Raw genomic sequence first — 19,017 nt, forward strand, 5'->3', positions numbered from 1 at the left:
CCGATCGGGATCTACCACGACATGCAGCTCGAGCAGGGTCGGCATCGGCCGGGACCGCCCGCGCCGGGCACGTTCGGCCCGTACCGGCTCCAGGGTGTGATCGCCCGCAGCGCAACGGCCACCGTCCACCGGGCGATCGACGTCCGGCATGGCGGGCGGACCGTCGCGCTCAAGCTGTTCGCCCCGCACCTGTCCCGCGACCCGGCCTTCCAGCACCGCTTCCGGGCCGACATGGCGCTGCTCAGCGGGCTGCGCCAGCCGCACGTCGTCCCGGTGCACAGCTACGGAACCCTCGACGGGGTCGTCTACCTCGACATGCGGTTGATCGAGGGTCCGAGCCTCGCCGCCACCCGCCGCGAGGGCCGGCTCGATCCCCGGCGTGCCGCGACGATCGTCGAGCAGCTGGCCGAGACGACGGATGCGCTGGTCACGGCCGGGTTCGGGGTGCGCCCCATCGCGGCGGAGGACGTGCTGCTCGCCGGTGCGCCAGGGCGGGAGTTCGTCCACGTCGTCGGGCTCGGGCTGGGTCGGGCCACGGCAGCCGACCCGGCCGATCTGACGGACCTGACGCATCTGACGCAACTGGTCGGGCCGACCGCGCGCGTGGCCCGCCGCAGGTGGTGGCCGATCGCGGCTGTCGTCGCCGTGCTCGCGCTCGTGGCGGGCGGGGCCGTCTGGATCTCCCGTCCGGCGACACCGATCGTCCCGCCGGCGCCCGGGCAACTCCTTGCGCTGACCGCGGACTCCGCGGTGCGGCCGGCGGCGACGGCCGTCCTTGACGGGCGACCGGTGCTGGTCGGCGCGACCGGGGCAGCGATCCACTTCTGGGACCTCCGCACGGGCGCCGAGGCCGCGCGCCCGATCCCGATCACCGTGCACAGCCTCGACACGACCGTCATCGACGGGGATCCCGTCGTCGTCTCGCGCACCGGCGACCGGCGCATCCACCTGCACCGGATCTCCGACGGGCAGGAGCTGGGTGCCCCGATCGGCGAGGCCGAACCGGTCGAGGAGCTGGGCGGTGTCCCCGTCTTCCCATGGGACGTCGACGCGGCCGAGATCGACGGCCGGCCGGTGGTGGCCGCGGTGGAGCCGAACGCCGCCAGCAAGACGGTGCTGATCGGGCTGGGCTTCCGGGTGCTGGCGCTGGGCTCGGGAGAGCCGGTCGGTCCGCTCGTCGACGACGGCCAGCACATTCCGGCCGACCTCACCACCGTCGTGATCGGCGGGCGGACCGTCGTCGTCGATCGTGGGACCGACCTGAGGCTGAGGATGTTCGACGCGGTGACCGGCACCCCGGTCGAGGTGCCGCACACGCGGGACGTGCCGGCCCAATCGGTCACCGTCGTAGCAGGCGCAGCCGGTCCCGTGCTCGTGATCGGCGGCGCGGACAACACCGTCCGGGCCGTCGACCTGACCACGGGGCAACCGGTGGGGCCGGTGCGCATCGGGCACACCGCCGCCGTGACGCAGGTCGCGGCCGTCCGGCTGGGGGACCGGACGGTGATCATCTCGGTCGCGGGGGACAACACCGTCCGCTCGGAGACGCGGTTCTGGGACCTCGAGAGCGGCGCGCAGATCGGGCCCGTGCTCACCGGGCACCCGATCGCGAACGGCCTGCTCGGCACCGCGGAGGTCGACGGCGCAGAGGTTGACGGCGCAGAGGTTGACGGCAGGGCCGTGGTCGTGACGACCGCGACCGACGGTGCGGCGGTGTGGGACGTCGCGGCGCTCATCGGAGAGGGGAAGCGGTGAACAGCACCAGGTTCGGGCCCTACGACCTCGAAGGCCTGATCGGCAAGGGCGGGATGGGTGAGGTGCACCGCGCCCGCGACCGCGAGCACGGCGGGCGGCTCGTCGCCGTCAAGCTCCTGCCGGAGGCGCTGTCGAGCGACCCGCAGTACCGGGCGCGCTTCCGGCGCGAAGCCGAGCACGCGGCCGGGCTGACCGACGCGCACGTCCCGGTGATCCACCGCTACGGCGAGGTCGACGGCAGGCTGTTCCTCGACATGGAGTTCGTGCCCGGTCGCGAGCTGGATGCGCTGCTGAAGGACGGGCCGCTGCTGCCGTCGCTCGCGGTCGAGCTGGTCGGCCAGATCGCGTCGGCGCTCGACAGCGCACACCGCGCGGGGCTCGTCCACCGCGACGTCAAGCCGGCGAACGTGCTCGTCGACGAGTCGATCGCGGGCCGGCCGATGGTGAAGCTGATCGACTTCGGCATCGCGACCCCCGTCGACCCCGGCAGCCGCACGGCGCTCACCCGCACCGGCGCCGTGATCGGGACGCTCGCCTACATGGCCCCCGAGCGGTTCCTCGCGCAACCCGCCGGCCCGGCCGCCGACATCTACGCGCTGGCCTGCGTGTTGTTCGAGCTGCTCACGGGACAACGCCCGTTCCCCGACCGGGGGTTGGAGGTGCTGCTGGCCGCACACGTGCAGGGCACCGTCCCGCGGCCGTCCGAGCGGCGCCCCGGCCTCCCCGGCGGCTTCGACGAGGTGGTCGCCCGCGGGATGGCCAAGGACCCGGCTGCCCGGTTCCCGCGTGCGGGGGCGCTCGCCGCAGCGGCTTGGACGGCGCTCGGCACACCGCCGGTCACCGTGCCCGTGAACGGCTACGCGTTGGTGAGCACGCCGACGGTCGTCCCGCTGGTCGTGCCGCTGCCCGACCCCGAGCCGGCGGCGCCGCCGCGGCGCAGGTCGTGGTTCGCCCCGGCCGGTCTCGGTGTTGTGGTCGGCGGGCTGGTGCTCGTGGCGGTCCTGCTCGTCGGGCTGCTCGTGCCCGCGGGCGGCGGCGATCCGATCGTGGCCGCACCCACGTCGACCGCGCCGGCCGAACCGGCTGCACCGGCCCCGGTCGTCCCGGCCGCGGGGATGATCGCCGACCGGACGTTCGTAGGGGTGGGGGGATCGGGGATCACCCCTGGCACGGACATGCTCGGCGGCCGGACGGTGCTGCTGACGACCGGTCGCGGCGGGCGGGTGCTCGACATGGTCACGGGCAAGCAGCTCGGCGCGGCGGAGGGCGGCAACGCGACCGTGGCCGAGCTGGGCGGCACCCCGGTGCTGCTGACGTCGGAGCTCGACTCGGTGATCCGGATCGCCGACCTCGCGACCGGCGTGCCGAGGACCACGACGCTGGCCGGGCACACCGGGTCCGTCTGGGACATCGCAACGGGTGTCGTCGACGGGCGGGTCGTCGTCGCATCCTCGGCGTCCGACAAGACGGTGCGGTTCTGGGACCTCGAGACCGGGCGGCAGCGGGGCGAGCCGGTGCAGGCCGACGAGCTGACGCTGTTGCGCTTCGTGCAGATCGACGGGCGGGCTGCTGTCGTCGGGGCGAGCCGCACGTCGATCCGGGTGTGGGATGCCGCGACCGGCGCCCCGATCGGGCCGTCGCTCACGCCGACGGGCTCGTTCGACGGCATGCCGTTGGGAACCCTGGGCGGTCGGGTGGTCGCGGCGACGGAGGACAACGTGTATGCGGGTCCCGGCAAGCGCCGGGTGTTCACCTACGACGTCGCCACCGGCGCGAAGGTGGCCGAGACGGTCCTCGACTCGGCCGACTACTCCTCGCCGGTCGGGGTCGTCGAGATCAACGGGAGGGCGTTGCTGCTACGCGCGGACGGCCACGACGTCGTGCAGTACGACCTGGCGACAGGCGCTCCGGTCGGCGATCGGTACACCGGTCACGAAGCCGATGTGGGGTCGCTGACGGTGATCATGTCGGACGGCCGGCCCTACCTGCTCACGACGTCCTCCGACAGCTCCATCCGCGTGTGGGACATGACGGCGAGGAACAGGTGATGACCGCATCACAGGCAGGCCAGGCAGGCCAAGCAGGCCGGGTGGCTGCGCAGTTCGGCTCGTACGCGCTCGAAGGGCTGATCGGCCGGGGCGGCATGGGCGAGGTGCACCGCGCCGTCGACACCGCGCACGACGGTCGGGTGGTGGCGCTGAAGCTGCTCCCTAGAGACGTCTCCGACGACCCGGAGCTGCGAGCGCGGTTCCGCTACGAGGCCGAGACGGTGGCCCGGCTCGGCGAGCCGCACGTCATCCCCGTCCACGGCTACGGCGAGATCAACGGCCGGCTCTTCATCGACATGCAGCTGGTCGACGGGCCGGACCTCAGCGCGTTCCTCATCGCCACCGGGGCGCTGCGGGCGGAGATCGCGGTCGGCATCGTCGAGCAGGTAGCGGCGGCGCTCGACGCCGCACACGCCGCGGGGCTCGTGCACCACGACGTCAAGCCGTCGAACGTGCTGGTGCACCGGCCGGAGCCGGGGCGGGTGCCGCACGTCGTGCTCGCCGACTTCGGGATCGCGGGCGACGCCGCGGGCCTCGGCACGGTCGAGTACCTCGCGCCGGAGCGGATCCGCGGGCAACGCGGCGACCACCGGGTCGACGTCTACGCGCTGGCCTGCGTCCTGTTCGAGATGCTCACCGGCGCGCGCACGTTCGCGGGTGCCGAGCTGGCGGCGCAGGTCTACGGGCACCTCCACCGCCCGCCGACCCGCCCGTCGTCGATCGTCGCGGCGCTGCCGCCCGAGCTCGACGCCGTCGTCATGCGCGGGCTGGCGAAGGATCCCGATCAGCGTCCCGCTTCCGCCGGGGCGTTCGCGGCCGAGGCGCGGGCAGCGCTGGCACCCGTGGCCGGCGGGGGACTGTCCCGCCGGCGCGTGCTGATCGCCGCGGCGGTCGGCGCCGCCACCCTCGGCGGTGGGCTCGCGGTGTCCACGGCGGTGCGCGGCCGCGCGCCGTGGCAGCCGACCGGCGGGCCGGACGTCTCGCCGTCCGGCGCCGGCTCACCGCCGCAGCCGGTGGTCGAGGAGCGGGTGCTGGGCATCCGCACCACCGAGACCGACCCGTTCGTGCTCGGCGCCGTCGGGCAGACGATCGTCGGGATCATCGCGACCGGCGACACGTTCCAGGCGTGGGACCTGCGGGCCGACACCCGGATCGGGCCACAGCTCCCGGCCGGGGTCGAGCAACACGCGCCCGCCGGCGTCGACAGCCTCGCGCTCGCCGACGTCGACGGCATCCCGATCATGTGCAGCACGCTGTTCGAGGCCACGGAGATCGTGTTCACCGACCTGCGGACCGGGCTGCCCTCCGGCGCGCCCGTCCGGCCGGCGAGCGCGCCGATCTCGAAGCTGACCAGCGCGGTGATCGACGGGGCCCCGGTGGTGGTCGCGGTGCACCGCGACGGCAAGGTCAGCCGGCACGACGTGCGGACCAGGCAGCCGCTCGGCCCGCCCGTCGAGATCGCGGACATCTCCACTCTGTTCCCGCCGGACGTCGCGTACCTCGGTGATCGGCCGTGCCTCGTCATCCAGCCGGGGCTGAAGGTGACCGAACGCGCCGTCTGGGACGCGCGGACGATGCAGGAGATCAGCACCTACAGCGGCCTGGAGAGCACCCTCGCCGAGCTCGACGGCACGCCCGTCATGGTGGGCGCGTACGGCGCGATCTTCGTGCGTGATCTCGCCACCGGCGAGCAGCGGCGCCAGATCCCCGCGCCGGCCGCCACCATCGGCGCCGTCGCCGTGGTCGACGGCAGGCTGCTGGTCGCCGCGGGCGAGGACACGGGTGAGGTCTGGCTCTACGACGTTGCTGCGGGCACGCGGATCGGCTCACCGATGCGTGGGCACGAGGCGGAGCTGCGGGCAATGGGCGTGGTGCAACTCGGTGATCGGCCGGTGCTGGTGACCGCGTCGAAGGACAACTCCGTGCGGGTGTGGGACGTCGCGGTGCACGCCTACGGCGGATGACAGCGGTGCGAGCGGGGTGTGACGTGGGTCATGTGTCGGCGCGGTGGGGTTGCCGTGTCTACGGAGCATGAGGGTCTGGCAGCTCAGGATCGTGCTGATGGCGACGGTGCTCGCGCTGGTCGTCGCGTGCCGGGGCGGCGAGTTCGTCGATCTGCAGGTGTACCGCTTCGGGGTGGAGGCGTTGTGGCACGGCCGCGACCTCTACGCGGCTTCCGCGCCGACGTCGGTCGGCATCGACCTGCCCTTCATCTACCCGCCGTTCGCGGCCGTGCTGCTCACCCCGTTCGGGACCGTCCCGTGGTGGCCGGCGGCGATCGGCATGATCCTGCTCTCCGTCGTCGCGCTGACGGTGACGTTGGTGCTCGTGTCGAGCCGGGTCGGGTGGCGGGGCGTCGGGCTGGTCGCGTTCCCGGCGGCGTTGGTGCTGGAGCCGGTCCGTTCGACGATCGAGTTCGGGCAGGTCAACCTGGTCGTGATGGCGCTGGTGGTCGCCGACTGCCTCATCAGACGTCCACGATGGCCACGCGGGGTGCTCGTCGGGCTCGCCGCGGCGGTGAAGCTGACGCCGCTGGCGTTCGTCCTGTTCTTCCTGGTCACCAAGGACGTGCGGGCGGCTCGCAACGCGGCTGTGACGGCGGCCGGCGCGACCCTCCTCGGGTTCGTCGTGGCGCCGGAATCGTCGGTCCGCTACTGGACGCAGGTCGTGTGGGGTGCGTCGGGGATGGGGGGCTCGCCGTACGCGTCGAACCAGAGCATCGCGGGTGCCCTCGCGCGGCTCGGCGCCCCTGGACCGGTGCTGTGGGGCGTGCTGGCGATGGCCACGGTCTGCGCCGCCATCTGGATCATGCGCCGGATCGACGGGCCGCCCGCGCTGGTGGTCAACGCCGCGGCGGCGCTGTTGATCTCGCCGATCTCCTGGTCGCACCACTGGGTGTGGGTCGTGCCGGCGCTGGTCGTGCTCGCGGAGCGGGCCGTCCGCACGGGCCGCCGTGGGTGGACGGCCGCCGCGGCGCTGGTGGCCCTGACCTTCGTCGTCGCGCCGCACACGCTGCTGCCCGCAGACCAGCTGCGTGAGCTGACCTGGGCGCCGTGGCAGCACGTCGTCGGCAACGCGTACCTCCTCGTGACGGTCGGGCTGCTCGCAGTCGCGGTGCTGAGACCGCAGCCGCGTCCCGTCGACCAGGCGGCGAGGGGTGCGGAGTGATCACCACGATCCGTCCGCGCACGAGAGCGCCCGGCCGGCACGTCGACGCCATGATCGACGCCGCGGTCGTCGGCGGCTTCGGGCTGGCGGCCGTCGTCCTCTACGGCGGGCTCTGGGCCGACCTCGACCGCGGCTACCTGGTGGCCAGCAGCCACGACCAGAACCTGTTCGAATGGTTCTTCGCCGTGCAGGCCCACGCCCTCGTCACCGGCGGCGACCTGCTGTTCTCCGACGCGCAGAACGCCCCGCTCGGTGTGAACCTGATGGCCAACACGTCCGTGCCGGCGCTGGCCGTCCTGCTTGCGCCGGTGACGCTGCTGGCCGGCCCGACCGCGACGTGGGCGCTGGCCATGACCGGTGGCCTGGCCGGAACCGCGGCCGCTTGGTACGGCGTGCTCTCGCGGCACGTCGTGACGTCGTCGCGGCTGGCCGCCGCGATCGGCGCCGGGTTCTGCGCGTTCGCGCCGCCCGTCATCTCCCACGCGAAGGCGCACCCGAACTTCACCGTGCTGTTCGTCGTCCCGCTGATCGTGCGGGAGCTGATCGTGCTGCACCGCGGCCGTGAGGTGGTCCGGCCCGGCGTCCGGCTCGGCCTGCTCGTCGCGTTGCAGGTGTTCATCGGGGAGGAGGTGCTGCTCATCGCGGCCATCGCGCTGCTGGTGCTCGGTTGCGGGCACGCGCTCGCCGACCGCGCGCAGCTCGGGCCCGTCCTGCAGGGCACGGCGGTGGCGGCGCTCGTCGCAACACCGCTGGTGGCGTACCCCTTGCTGCACCAGTTCGCCGGCCGGCAGAGCTACGGCAGCATCGCCTTCGGGGCCAGCGGGAACGACGTCGCCGCGTTCGTCGCACAACCGAGCCAGTCCTGGAGTGCGCTGGGCGGGTTGGGCACCGGACCGAGCCCGCTCGCGCTCAACGGGACCGAGGAGAACGCGTTCTTCGGGTGGACGCTGCCGGTGCTCGTGGTGGTGGCGGCGATCTGGTTGTGGCGGCTGCCGACGGTCCGGCAGCTCGTGACGGTCATCGTCGTGATGGCCGTCTTGTCGCTGGGCACCGAGATCGCGATCGGCGGGGTCGACACCGGGCTGCCCGGACCGTGGGCCGTGGTCGCCGACCTCCCGCTGCTCGACTCGGTGCTGCAGACGAGGCTGGGCCTGGCGTGCGTCGTGCCGGTCGGGGTGCTGCTCGCGATCACGACGGCGCGCGTGCTCTCCCTCGACGTGGGCGACCCGCTGCGGCTCGTGTGGGTCGGCGCGCTGGTCGCGGCGCTGCTGCCGATCGTGCCGACGCCGTTCGAGGTCGAGGGCAGGCCGCCGGTGCCGGCCTTCATCGCGTCCGGTGCCTGGCGCGAGTACGTCGGGCCTGGTCGGACGCTCGTGCCGGTGCCGCTCCCGGAGCCCGTCGCGGCCGAAGCGCTGCACTGGCAGGCCGGCACCGGGTTCGGGTTCGCGATCCCGCAGGGCTACTTCATCGGGCCGTCCGGCCGTGCCGGGAACGGCCGGTACGGCGTCGCGCCGCGACCGACCGCGCAGCTGGTCTCGACGGTGGCGGACTCGGGGGTACCGGCGTTCGCCACCGTGCAGATGCGCGCCGACGCGTTCACCGACCTCCGCTTCTGGCGGGCCGACGTCGTGGTGCTCGACGCCCGTCACCCGAACGCGGCTGCGCTCGCCGCGACGGTGAACGCGCTGGTGGGGCAGGGTCGGCAGGTATCGGGGACGTGGGTGTGGGATGTTCGCGCAATCAGCGGTTAGGGGGAACTGCGAGGTGCGGACGGTGCGCACTGCGTCGCTGGAGGAGCGCCAGTTCACCGAGTACGTGGCCGGGCGCCTGCCGCAGCTGCGCCGGACGGCGCTGCTGCTGTGCGGCGACCATCACCGCGCCGACGACATCGTGCAGATCGCGATCACGCGGCTCTACCCGCGATGGCGACGGGCGCGCGACGCCCAGGACACGGACGCGTACGTGCGGGCGATCGTCGTGCGGTCGTTCCTGAACGAGCAGCGCCGGCGCTGGGCGACCGTGTGGCTGGTCGGCAGCTCGACCGAGCTGCCCTCGGTGCCGTCGCTGACCTCGGCCGATGCCGACGTCGACACCCGCGAGGTGCTGCGGGCCGCGCTCGACCGCGTGCCGCCCAAGCAGCGGGCCGTGCTCGTGCTGCGGTTCCTGCACGACCTGCCGGTCGGCGAGGTGGCCGAGCTCGTGGGCTGCTCGGAGGCGAGCGTCAAGAGCCTGACGGTGCGCGGGCTCGCCGCGCTGCGCAGGGTGCTCGGCAGCCGGGCGTCCGAGACGATGGGGACGGAGTAGCGATGGACGAGACCGAACGCGACGCGGCGGAGCTGCTCGCCCCGCTGCGGGATGCTGGGCCGATTCCAGGGCCAGCGCCGGGGTCGTCCGTGAGCATCGAGCGGGCCGTCCGGGCCGGGCGGCGCCGCAAGCAGGTTTGGACGGCGGCCGGGAGCGCCGCGGTCGTCCTCGTCGTCGTGCTGACCGTCGGAGTGCTGCCGGGCCTGCTGCGCGGGATCGACACCGGTCGGATCGACACGGCAGGCCGGCCGGCGCCCGACGCGTTCAACCCGATGTGGCAGGTGGTCCAGGTCGGATCCGCCGGCGGCTACGCGCCGGTGGGCTACGAGACCGGGCGGTACCGGCAGGTCGTCGAGCTCGGCGACGAGAAGCCCGACGAGGGCGCGACGGGCAGCGGCACGATCACCGTGTACGCGCAGGGTCGGGTGCCGGGGCAGCTCGGGCCCGACTGGGAACCGCTCGGCGACCGCGCCCCGGACGTCTACGGCCGCCCCGCGTTCTGGCTGCCGGCCCCGCGGTCCGGCGGCGACGGCGTCGAGCTCGCGTGGCGGTGGTCGGCGGACGCGTGGGCGTTCGTCCACATCAGCGGCACCTTCCCGGACCTGCGCGACCGGGCGCACCGCGTCGCGCAGAGCGTCACGACCGACGGGGAGGAGCAGCCGGTGCGGCTCCCGTTCACGCTGCCCCGCCCCGACGGGCTCACGGTGCTCGGCACGCGGACCGGGGCGGACGGCGGCTCGGTGCTGTTCGGGACGTCGGTGGAGGAGGGCGCGACGCTGGAGGTCGGAGCCCGGCTCGGCGCCGAGCCCGGGCCGGGGGAGCAACCCATCGCCGACATCGGCGGGCATCCCGCGACGGCCGACGGCAGCCGGGTGACGGTCCGCGAGGTCGGCGCCGGGTTCTCGGTGGTCGCCGAGGTCGAGCCGGCCGACGCGGTCGCGCAGTTCGGCGGCATCGAGCGGGTGGCCGCCGTCGCGGGCTCGGTCCAGCTGGTGGACGCGCCCGGTGACCGGGCCGGGTGGGTGCCCGACCCGGTCAGATGACACCTTTGATGCTTTTATGACATCATTGATGTCATGAGCGAGGCCGAGGGCCTGTACGACGTGGTACGGCGGGTGCGCCCGTTGCACCTGCTGGCCGCGCGGATCGTCACCGACTCGCTGGCCGCGGAGCAGGTCACGATGGGGATCCGCGCCGTGCTGGAGGTGCTGCGCGACGGGCCGCGGTCCGTGCCGGACGTCGGGCGTGACCTGCTGATGCCGCGGCAGGTGGTCCAGCGGCTGTGCGACCAGGCGCAGCAGCTCGGGCTGGTGGAACGGCGGCCCAACCCGGCGCACCGCCGATCGCAGCTCATCGCGCTGACTGCTGAGGGGGAGCGCGCGTTCGACCGGATCCACACCGCCGAGCTGCGCAACCTCTCGTCGATCGCGGCCGAGCTGTTGGCGGACGACATCGCGACAGCGCGCCGGGTGCTGGAGGTCCTCATGACGGGCATGCAGCGGCTGGCCGAAGTCGAAGGGGAGGAGTCGCAGTGAGAAGGACCATCGAGGTGCCGGGTGGGCGGATCGCCTACGAGCGGTCCGGCGACGGCCGGCCGGTCGTGTTCCTGCACGCCGGCGCGCTGGACATGCGGATGTGGACGCCGCAGGTCGCTGGGTTCGACGCCGGGTGGACGGTGGTACGGACGGACGCGCGCGGGCACGGGGCGTCGTCGACACCGGACCGCCCTTTTCGTCAGTGCGACGACATCGCCGCTGTGACCAGCGATCTCGGGCTCGGGCCCGCGGTGCTCGTCGGGGTGTCGATGGGCGGTGCCGCTGCGGTCGACACGGCTCTGGAGCACCCGGCGCTCGTCGCGGGCATCGTCGTCATCGGCGCCGGGGCGACCGGGCACGCCGGCCGCGACGACGAGCTCTTCGTCGACCCGTGGACGCGCGAACGGCTGCGCAGGCTCGCGTCCGCCGCCGCGGCCGGCGACCCGGCGGCGTGGACCGAGACGTTCGTCGAGATCAATCTCGCCGGCCCGCAGCGCCCGCTGACCCGCGTCGACCCGGTGCTCGTCGACGAGGTCCGGCGCATGATCACCGACACCCTGGTGACGCACGCGGCCGGACTCGGTGTGCTCCCGGAACCCGTCACCGACGCGCCCGCCCGCATCGCGGAGATCACCGTCCCGGTGTTGGGGATCGCCGGCGCGCTCGACTCGCCCGACCACCTGCGCATGGTGAGCGAGCTGGTCGACGGCGTCGACCGCGGTCGCCTGGAGATCATCGAGGGCGCGGCGCACCTGCCGAACCTCGAACAGCCCGCAGCGTTCGACGCGGTGCTGCGGGGCTTCCTCGACGAGGTGGCGGCGGCGCGGGTGGGGTGAGCGGGGAGTGGTCCCGACACACGCTGGTAGGTGTATCCGGACCGGATCGTCGTGAATCGGGGGCGCGTGAGGTCTTCATTCGGCACGAGGTTCATCAGCAACCTGGCAACGCAGCTGGACAGGGGAACCTATCCGCTGGTGGGGGTCGGCCTGCTCACCGCGTTCGCGACGATGTTCCAGGACCTCGTCTTCGCGCACAACGACATCCCCATCGGTTTGGCGGCCGTGGCGATGCTGGTGGCGGCTTTGTTCTTCTGGGGCGCCGGTGCCGCGAGGGCCAAGGAGCTCGGCCACGAGCGGGCGTCGCCGTACCAGTTCTCGGGCGTCCTGCTCCGGCGGTACACGCTTCTTTTCGCGGCGCCGCCACTGGCTGCCGTGCTCATCACGTCGTGCGCGTTCCTCGTTCTCGGCGCGACGGGGACGGTCGGGCCCGCGTCGATCACGGGTGGTTTTCCCGGTGCTCGTGCGGTGGAGCGGAGCCACTGGCCGCTCCTGGTCTTCGACCTGGTCGTCGGTCTGCTGATCAGCATCGCCGTGTTCGTCACTGTGCGGGAGCTCCTGCTGCGAGGCTCCCGGCTGCGGTGGTACCTGCCGCCGCTCGGCGTCGTCTCCTGGGGGCTGACGGTGGTGATCGGCTACCAGTTCGGCGTCATGATCGTCGCCGGGGTGCAGGGCAACGACCGGGACTGGGTGCTCTCGATGGTGCCCGTGCAGTGGGTCCTGTGCGTCATCGTCGGGGTGGCGGCCGTGCTGATCGTCCGGACGGACTCGCAGGCCACTCAGTGACCCGCCCGCAGCGTCGCCGCCACCACCGGCCACGGCCGTCCCGGCTCGACCAGCACCACGTCCGCCCGTGCGCCGGGGACCAGCGCGCCGCGGTCGTCGAGCCCGGCGACCTCCGCGCCGCCGGACGTGACCAGCGCGACCGCGGCCGGTAGCAGCAGCACGCCGTTCCCGGCGAGCAGGAAGGCGGCCGCGACCAGCCCGGACGGCAGGTAGTCCGAGGCCAGCGCCGTGAGCAGCCCGCGGGAGGCGAGCTCGGCGGCCGAGACGTTCCCGGAGTGCGATGCGCCGCGCAGCACGTTCGGCGCGCCGGCGACGACGGGCAGCCCGCGTTCCCGCGCGGCCGTCGCGGCCTCCAGCGTGGTCGGGAACTCGGCGACGGTGCCGCCGCGCTCGATCAGGTCGTCGATCTCCGCCTTGCTGGCCGGGTCGTGCCCGAGCAGCCGGATCCGGCCCTCCGCCGCCACCTCGCCGAGCCAGCGCAGCGACTCGTCGCGGACGTCGAGCCGGCCGTCGCGCTCCGCCGTGAGCCGGTCGACGTGCTCGCGCGCCTGCTCCTCCGACAACCCTCTGGTGCCGGCGACGAACCGCTCGTAGTACGCGCGGTCGGCGTACTGGCCGATGCCTGGCGTGTGGTCCTCGTGCGAAACCAGTGCCCTCGTGCCGGTGAACCCGGCCAGTCGCTCCTGGAGCGCCGCGAGCCCCTCGGGTGAACGCACGTCAAGCCGGTGCAGGATCCGGTGGTCGACGGGCCCCGCTCCGCGCGCGGCCACCATCTCGCACATGGTGTGCGCCGTCTCGACCGAACGGACACCGTTGCGCGAGAGCCCGATCGGCACCCCCGCCTCGAACGCGGCGCCGTGGAAGACGGTGGTCACGCCGGCCGACCGCAGCTTGCCCTCGAACGAGAGCAGCGCGAACTCCCACGGTACCGGAGCTCCCGGACGTGGCATGACCTCCTTCTCCAGCCCGTCGGAGTGCACGTCGACGATCCCGGGCAGGCACAGCAGCCCGGCGCCGTCGACGTCGCAGCTCGACCCGGACGGGTGCTCCGCCACCTCGGCGATCGCGCCGTCGCGGACCACGAGCCGCGCGTCGTCGAGCACCCTGTCGGGCAGCACCGCGCGGACGTGCCCGAGCACGTAGTCCGCCGGCGGCGCGGCTAGGGACCACGAGGTGGTGGCCGGGCGCGTCATGATGCAACCTCCAGTGCTGGTCCGGTGCGGATCACCCGTCCGGCGGTCAACTCGACGACCCGGGTGGCGAGCCTGCTGATGGCCTCGGCGTCGTGGAACACCGCCAGCACGGCGACGCCGCTCGCGGCCAGACCCGCGATCCGGGAGAGCGCCAGCTCGCGGTTGGCCGGGTCGAGCGCCGACACCGGCTCGTCGAGCAGCAGCAGCCGCGGCGGCGCGACGGTGCCGGCGGCGAGGTTGATCCGCTGCCGCTCGCCGCCCGAGAGCACACCGCAGTCGACGTCCCACAGCGCCTCCTCCAAGCCGACGGCCCGCAGCGCGACCGCCGCCGCCTCCCGCGCGGCGTCCCGGTCGAGCCCGCGCCGCCGCGCCGACGCGGCCACGACCTCGAGCGGGCCCGTCCGGGGTGGCGCCGAGAGGAACTGCGAGACGTAACCCAGCTCGCGCCCGCGCAGCCGGGCCATGGCCCGGTCGGGCAGCGTGGTCAGCTCTACGCCGTCGAGCGAGACGCTGCCGGCGTCGGGCAGGTAGCTGCGGTAGACGCACCGCAGCAGGCTCGACTTGCCGGCGCCGCTGGGCCCGGCGAGCGCGACGTGCTCACCGGCGGCGACGTCGAGATCGACCCCGTCGAGCGAGACGACCGTCCGGCCGTCGATGGTGTGCAGGGTGAAGGTCTTGCGCAGGTTCCTGATCCTGAGCACGGTCACCTCCTCGCGGCGGCGACGAGCCGCTGGGTGTAAGGGTGGTGCGGGTCGGCGAAGAGCTGGTCGGTGAGGCCGTGCTCGACGACCCTGCCCAGCTGCATCACGACGGCCCGCTCGGTGAGGGTCTCGATGACGGCGAAGTCGTGGCTGACGACGACGGCGGCGACATCGCGCTCGGCGAGCAGCCCGCGCAGCAGGTCGAGCACCCCCGCGGCGACGGAGGCGTCGAGCCCGGTGGTCGGCTCGTCGAGCAGCAGCAGCGCCGGGTCGGTGGCGAGCGCCTTCGCGATCTGCACCCGCTGGCGCATCCCGCCGGAGAACGTCTTGACCGGGTCGTCCATGCGCGAGAGCGGCACCTCGACGCGGTCGAGCAGCTCGGCCGCCCGCTGCCGGATCGCGTGGTAGCTGCGCCAGCCCGCCGCGGTCAGCCGCTCGGCGATGTTGCCGCCCGCGCTGACGTTCAACGACAGCCCGGCCGACGGATCCTGCTGCACGTAGCCGAGCACGTCGACCCGCAGCTTGCGGCGGGCCGCGGCGTCGAGGGTGAACAGGTCGGTCGCGCCGGCGTCGACCGCGGCGAGGTGCAGCACACCCGCGGTCGGCGACTCCTCCCCGACGAGGCAGCGCAGCACGGTCGACTTGCCGGAGCCCGACTCACCGATCAGCCCGACGGCCTCACCAGGGGCGACGTCGAACCCGACGTCCCAGGCCGCGACGATCGCGCCGGTCGTCGGGCTGATCGCGGTGCCGTGCTCCGGCCCGGTGCCCGCGACCGCGTCGGCGCCGCCGAGGCCGTGCACCTTGCCGAGCCCCGCGACCTGCAACGTCCACTCCGCGGCAGACACAACCGGTCGCCGCGCCGGTTCCGGGCGCGCCACCAGGGTCACCGGGGCGGCGGTGCGCACGCGCCGCGCCGGGTCGGGGAGCAGGTGCAGCGGCGCCTGCTTCGCGTGGGCTTCGAGGTCGGCGTCGCCCTCGGCGACCCGCGCGCACCACTCGGTGTCGCTGCAGATCGTGCGCCCGCCGCCGCCTTCGACGAGGAACGTGTCGGACGAGCCGCAGAGCGCGCACTGCTGCTCGTGGCCGCCCTCCACCTCGAACGGCACGTCGTCGAAGGTCAGCGGCTCGACGTCGGTGTCCGGCGGCACCGCGTAGATCCGCTTCTCGCGGCCGGCGCCGAACAGGCTCAGGTGCGGGGAGCGGTGCAGCCGGGGCACGTCCCAGCGCGGGATCGGCGTGGTCGCCATGACGTACCGCCCGTCGACGAGCACCGGGTAGCCGGTGGAGCGGGTGATCACGCCGTTGCGCACGAGGTCCTCGTACAGGCTGACCCAGATCGCGGCGTAGTCGCCTTCGGCGTGCATGCGGTCGCACTCGGCGGTGGAGCGCTCGACGCCGCGCAGCGGCTCGGGCACCGGCACCTGCAGCACCAGCACGTGCTCGGCCGTGAGCGGCTGCTCGGGCACGCGGTGGCGGGTCTGGATCACCGTGGCGTCGCGGCTGTCGGTGCTCTCCTCGCAACCCTCCGTCCCGGCGATCATGCGGCGCAGGTTGGTGGCGTTGACCCCGGCGTCGTCGCCCTGGTCGATCACCTTGACGGTGTCGGGCTCGCCGATCACGGCCAGCGTGACCTGCAGGCCGCCCGAGCCCCACCCGCGCGCCACGGGCATCTCCCGCGACCCGAACGGCACCTGGTAGCCGGGCACGCACACCGCGGTGAGCGTCGCTCGACGGATCTCGCGGCGCGCACCGTCGTCGAGCAGCCCGGCCCGGCCGGCGGAGTCGTCGATCTCGGAGAGCAGTTCGGTGATCATCGGCAGTCCCTTCCCAGCGGGTCGGTCGCGCGCACCCGCTCACCGGTCGTGCGCACCGCGAGCTTGCGGTCGACCATCGACCGGAACGTGACGTAGTGGGGCAGCTTCAGGTGTTCCAGGAAGCCGCCGGAGTCGAGCCCGTCGATCGTCAGCAGCAGCACCTGCTCCAGCGAAGCGCCGAAACGGCGGCAGGCGACGTCGAGGTTGGCCATCGCGATCGACTTGCGCTCGTTGTGCCCGAAGCACAGGCCGTAGCCGAGGTCGAAGCGGGCGCGGTCCTCCTCGGCGCCGTCGAGGTCCTCGAGCGCCTCGGTCTCGGTTGCGCGGAACGTCCCGATGCGCACCGGGCGGCCGGTGTGCGGGTGGCGCACCCGCAGCGGCAGCCGCCCGTGGCGGACCTCGCCGAGCGTGACCTCGTGGATGTTGCCGTCGGGGCCCAGTATCGAGCGGTACCAGAGCCCGACCAGCGCACCCGTCTCCGCGCGGGCCATGCTCGCCAGCACCGCGGAGCGCGGCGCCGGCGGGCGGGCCGGGCGGCGGGTGACGTCGAACGGCTCCGGGTCCGCGCCCGTGCGGTGGTCGACCAGCAGGTCCATCTCGCGCAGCATCGCGGAGAACCGGCGGGGGCGGCGCTCACCGTCGGCCTGCGCGACCGGAGCGGGCACCTGCCCGTTCGGCGACGGCGGACCGTCCGGCCGCTCCAGCAGCCGTCCCGTGTAGTCGGAGGTGCGGCCGAGCAGCTGCGGTCCGTCCGGGGTGCGGTGGGCCGGCACGATCCGGCGCAGCACCACCATCTCGTCGGGGTCGACGGGCTCGCTGCGGGCCAGCCGCGGCAGCGTGGACCGGTGCGCCCGGACCAGGTGCGCAGCCTCCAGCGTGTCGCCCTCGGCCTGGCGGAACGCGTGCGCGGCCGTCGGCTCGTCGTAGAGGCCGGCCTCGCCCATCACGCGGTCGACGGCCAGCCGGAACCGTGCGGTGATCTGCTCGGTGCCGGCCCACGGGACGGGCGCGTGGTCGCGCTCGTGCCGGACGTGCCGCTCGGCGGCCAGGATCGCCTCCAGCCCGCCGCGGGCGCCGGAGTACCCCATGTCAGACCTCCTCCGTCGTCGTGCTGCGCGGGATGCCGATGCAGCCGCCGTCGGGGGTGACGAGCAGTAGGTCGGCGCCCGCCGGGAACTCGGCCACCGCACGGGCCGCCGGCCAGCCGCCGGGGAGCCCGACCGGGCCGATCACCACCTCGTCGCGGACCCCCGGGCCACGCAAGCGCACCTGCGGGCCACCTGACAGCGCGTCGACCGCGAGCGTGACGAGCGCGGCCTCCTCCGGCGCCGCCGCCCGCCCGACCCGCACCGACCGCAGCTCGTCCAGCGTCACCGGGCGCAGCGCGGCGACCAGCCGGGCGTCGGGAAGCCGGACGAGCGGCGCGGACGTCGCGGTAGCGACGACGTCCCCCCACTCGCCCTCCCCGAGAACACACACCGGGGTATCAAGATCGGCAAGCGCCAGCGTCGCCAGCAACGCCGGGGGTGTGCCAGGAAAGCCACTTTCCTGTCCCCACGTGCCAGGAAAGTGGCTTTCCTGGCACTCCCCGTCGGCGAGCCGGGCCGGAGTGCCCGGGCGGGCGAATGCGTCGAGGACCGTGCGGAACGTCTGCTGTGACTCGCGCGCCGCCGTCCTCACGCCAGCTCCTCGAACGCCACGACGGTCGGTGCGAGCGCCGCCCACTCCGCCGCCTCCGCGGCGGCGGAACGTGCCGCCACCCTTCGGCACAGCTCGGCGACCGCGCCCGCGAGCGGCCGGCCCGCGTTCGCCTCCGCGTCGCAGACGGCGGCGGCGAGCACGGCGGCGCGGTCGTCGCCGAGGCGCATCGACCAGCCGCGCACGCCGTCCAGCTCGACCTCGGCGCGGCACGCCAGCACGTCGCCGAGCAGGAAGCGTTCCCGCGCGACCGGCTCGACGACCTGTGTCGCGACGCAGCCGACCTCCGGCGCGACGACGACCCGCAGGTCGGCCCCGTCGGCGAGGCTGCGGTCGGCCAGCTCCACCAGCTCGGCCCGCTCGGCGAGCGCGAGCAGTTCTGCCCGTTCCTCAGGTTGCACTGCTACTCCCCAGTTCGACGACCACACGAAGCGCGTCCGCACGCATCCACCCGCTGCTGCACATCACCGGCGCGCCCGCGGCGCCGTCCCGGCTCATGCTTTCCACCAGCCACACCGGCACCGACGCCTCCAGCTCCAGCCCGGCGAGCACGTCGGGCGGCGGGACGTCGAGGCTCACCCGCGTCCACGCCCGCACCGGCTCGACCCGCGCGACCTGCCGAAGCACCAGGTCGAGCGACTCGGCGGCGTGCATCGCGGCGCCCAGCTCCGGAACGGTCGCGACGGGCACCCACTCGTGCGAGCACGACGCCAGCAGGTCGTCGATGTAGGAGACGCGCTGCAGCCGGTGCGCCGGTGTCCCGGCCGGGAGCTGCAGTCGCGCCGCGATGTCGTCCGGCAGCCCGACGACGTCGACCCCACGCACCACCGAGCGCGGGCGCGCACCGGCCGCCGACACCGTCTCGTGCCACGACGGGCGCCGGTCCTGCGAGATGACGTAGTCGATGCGCCGGTTCACGAACGTCCCCGCGCCCTGCACGCGGCGGACCAGCAGCCGCCGTTCCAGCTCCTGCAGCGCCGCCCGCGCCGCGGCGCGCCCGACGTCGAACCGGCGGGTGATGTCGTGTTCCCCTGCGACCCGGGTGCCGGGTGGCAGCCCGACGAGCTCGGCGGCGAGCTCGTCGGCGATGTCGAGGTAGCGGATCACGCGACCGACCATGCAGCCCAGAGTTGTCCGGACAACTCCGTCAATGCAAACGGGTTGGGGGCGCCGGGT

17 protein-coding genes are annotated in these 19,017 nt (G+C 74.0%); 10 read left to right on the forward strand and 7 right to left on the reverse strand.

Going from position 1 to position 19,017, the window contains the following annotated elements; translation table 11 throughout:
* Positions 1–21 precede the first annotated feature (21 nt).
* The 10 genes from LL648_RS33540 (at position 22) to LL648_RS33585 (ending at position 12,432) form a co-directional block, all read left to right on the forward strand.
* Positions 22–1,755, forward strand: a complete 1,734-nt coding sequence (locus LL648_RS33540) for a protein kinase family protein (protein WP_232666831.1) — start codon at positions 22–24, stop codon at positions 1,753–1,755.
* A complete protein-coding gene (locus tag LL648_RS33545; RefSeq protein WP_232666832.1) occupies positions 1,752–3,803 on the forward strand; it encodes a WD40 repeat domain-containing serine/threonine protein kinase in 2,052 nt (683 codons plus the stop codon). Before LL648_RS33540 ends, LL648_RS33545 begins: the two co-directional genes overlap by 4 nt.
* A 41-nt stretch (positions 3,804–3,844) precedes the next feature.
* Entirely contained in the window at positions 3,845–5,767 is a 1,923-nt protein-coding gene (locus tag LL648_RS33550) for a WD40 repeat domain-containing serine/threonine protein kinase (RefSeq protein ID WP_232666833.1), read from the forward strand.
* A 67-nt stretch (positions 5,768–5,834) separates the two neighbouring features.
* The gene (locus LL648_RS33555) at positions 5,835–6,971 is read left to right on the forward strand and encodes a glycosyltransferase 87 family protein (protein WP_232666834.1); all 1,137 of its coding nucleotides are present in this window, start codon (positions 5,835–5,837) and stop codon (positions 6,969–6,971) included.
* The gene (locus LL648_RS33560) at positions 6,968–8,722 is read left to right on the forward strand and encodes a glycosyl transferase (protein ID WP_232666835.1); all 1,755 of its coding nucleotides are present in this window, start codon (positions 6,968–6,970) and stop codon (positions 8,720–8,722) included. Before LL648_RS33555 ends, LL648_RS33560 begins: the two co-directional genes overlap by 4 nt.
* A gap of 22 nt (positions 8,723–8,744) precedes the next feature.
* Entirely contained in the window at positions 8,745–9,275 is a 531-nt protein-coding gene (locus LL648_RS33565) for a SigE family RNA polymerase sigma factor (RefSeq protein ID WP_232666836.1), read from the forward strand.
* A 2-nt stretch (positions 9,276–9,277) separates the two neighbouring features.
* Positions 9,278–10,318, forward strand: a complete 1,041-nt coding sequence (locus LL648_RS33570; RefSeq protein ID WP_232666837.1) for a hypothetical protein — start codon at positions 9,278–9,280, stop codon at positions 10,316–10,318.
* 33 nt (positions 10,319–10,351) lie between these two features.
* A complete protein-coding gene (locus LL648_RS33575; RefSeq protein ID WP_232666838.1) occupies positions 10,352–10,810 on the forward strand; it encodes a MarR family winged helix-turn-helix transcriptional regulator in 459 nt (152 codons plus the stop codon).
* The gene (locus LL648_RS33580) at positions 10,807–11,646 is read left to right on the forward strand and encodes an alpha/beta fold hydrolase (RefSeq protein ID WP_232666839.1); all 840 of its coding nucleotides are present in this window, start codon (positions 10,807–10,809) and stop codon (positions 11,644–11,646) included. The genes LL648_RS33575 and LL648_RS33580 overlap by 4 nt, the downstream gene beginning before the upstream one ends.
* Positions 11,647–11,712: 66 nt before the next feature.
* Positions 11,713–12,432: a hypothetical protein gene (locus LL648_RS33585; RefSeq protein WP_232666840.1), complete on the forward strand. Its 720-nt coding sequence runs from the start codon at positions 11,713–11,715 to the stop codon at positions 12,430–12,432.
* Here LL648_RS33585 and LL648_RS33590 read toward each other — a convergent pair.
* The 7 genes from LL648_RS33590 to LL648_RS33620 are packed head-to-tail and all read right to left on the reverse strand — an operon-like array spanning position 12,426 to position 18,960.
* Positions 12,426–13,625, reverse strand: coding sequence for an alpha-D-ribose 1-methylphosphonate 5-triphosphate diphosphatase (locus LL648_RS33590; protein WP_232666841.1), 1,200 nt, complete (start codon positions 13,623–13,625; stop codon positions 12,426–12,428). The two genes, LL648_RS33585 and LL648_RS33590, sit on opposite strands and share 7 nt — an antisense overlap.
* On the reverse strand, positions 13,622–14,326 hold the full coding sequence (locus LL648_RS33595; RefSeq protein WP_232666842.1) for an ATP-binding cassette domain-containing protein: 705 nt from the start codon (positions 14,324–14,326) through the stop codon (positions 13,622–13,624). The genes LL648_RS33590 and LL648_RS33595 overlap by 4 nt, the downstream gene beginning before the upstream one ends.
* A 2-nt stretch (positions 14,327–14,328) precedes the next feature.
* The gene (locus LL648_RS33600) at positions 14,329–16,143 is read right to left on the reverse strand and encodes an alpha-D-ribose 1-methylphosphonate 5-phosphate C-P-lyase PhnJ (RefSeq protein ID WP_232666843.1); all 1,815 of its coding nucleotides are present in this window, start codon (positions 16,141–16,143) and stop codon (positions 14,329–14,331) included.
* Positions 16,140–17,231 (reverse strand): carbon-phosphorus lyase complex subunit PhnI, encoded by a 1,092-nt coding sequence (locus tag LL648_RS33605; RefSeq protein ID WP_232666844.1) that lies wholly within the window; start codon positions 17,229–17,231, stop codon positions 16,140–16,142. Before LL648_RS33605 ends, LL648_RS33600 begins: the two co-directional genes overlap by 4 nt.
* Before the next feature lies 1 nt (position 17,232).
* Positions 17,233–17,823 (reverse strand): phosphonate C-P lyase system protein PhnH, encoded by a 591-nt coding sequence (gene phnH, locus LL648_RS33610; protein WP_232666845.1) that lies wholly within the window; start codon positions 17,821–17,823, stop codon positions 17,233–17,235.
* A complete protein-coding gene (locus LL648_RS33615) occupies positions 17,820–18,242 on the reverse strand; it encodes a phosphonate C-P lyase system protein PhnG (RefSeq protein ID WP_232666846.1) in 423 nt (140 codons plus the stop codon). The genes phnH and LL648_RS33615 overlap by 4 nt, the downstream gene beginning before the upstream one ends.
* Positions 18,232–18,960 carry a GntR family transcriptional regulator gene (locus tag LL648_RS33620; protein ID WP_232666847.1) on the reverse strand — a complete coding sequence of 243 codons (729 nt, stop codon included), beginning with the start codon at positions 18,958–18,960 and terminating at the stop codon, positions 18,232–18,234. Before LL648_RS33620 ends, LL648_RS33615 begins: the two co-directional genes overlap by 11 nt.
* Positions 18,961–19,017: the final 57 nt, after the last annotated feature.

Origin of the sequence: Pseudonocardia sp. TRM90224 (assembly GCF_021245725.1) — a bacterium.
Taxonomy (GTDB): domain Bacteria; phylum Actinomycetota; class Actinomycetes; order Mycobacteriales; family Pseudonocardiaceae; genus Pseudonocardia.

Coding starts and splice junctions, on each gene's coding strand:
- LL648_RS33540 (WP_232666831.1), top strand. CDS start 22: ATGCAGCTCGAGCAGGGTCGGCATCGGCCGGGACCGCCCGCGCCGGGC.
- LL648_RS33575 (WP_232666838.1), top strand. CDS start 10,352: ATGAGCGAGGCCGAGGGCCTGTACGACGTGGTACGGCGGGTGCGCCCG.
- LL648_RS33600 (WP_232666843.1), bottom strand. CDS start 16,143: ATGATCACCGAACTGCTCTCCGAGATCGACGACTCCGCCGGCCGGGCC.
- LL648_RS33555 (WP_232666834.1), top strand. CDS start 5,835: ATGAGGGTCTGGCAGCTCAGGATCGTGCTGATGGCGACGGTGCTCGCG.
- LL648_RS33570 (WP_232666837.1), top strand. CDS start 9,278: ATGGACGAGACCGAACGCGACGCGGCGGAGCTGCTCGCCCCGCTGCGG.
- LL648_RS33620 (WP_232666847.1), bottom strand. CDS start 18,960: ATGGTCGGTCGCGTGATCCGCTACCTCGACATCGCCGACGAGCTCGCC.
- LL648_RS33590 (WP_232666841.1), bottom strand. CDS start 13,625: ATGACGCGCCCGGCCACCACCTCGTGGTCCCTAGCCGCGCCGCCGGCG.
- LL648_RS33605 (WP_232666844.1), bottom strand. CDS start 17,231: ATGGGGTACTCCGGCGCCCGCGGCGGGCTGGAGGCGATCCTGGCCGCC.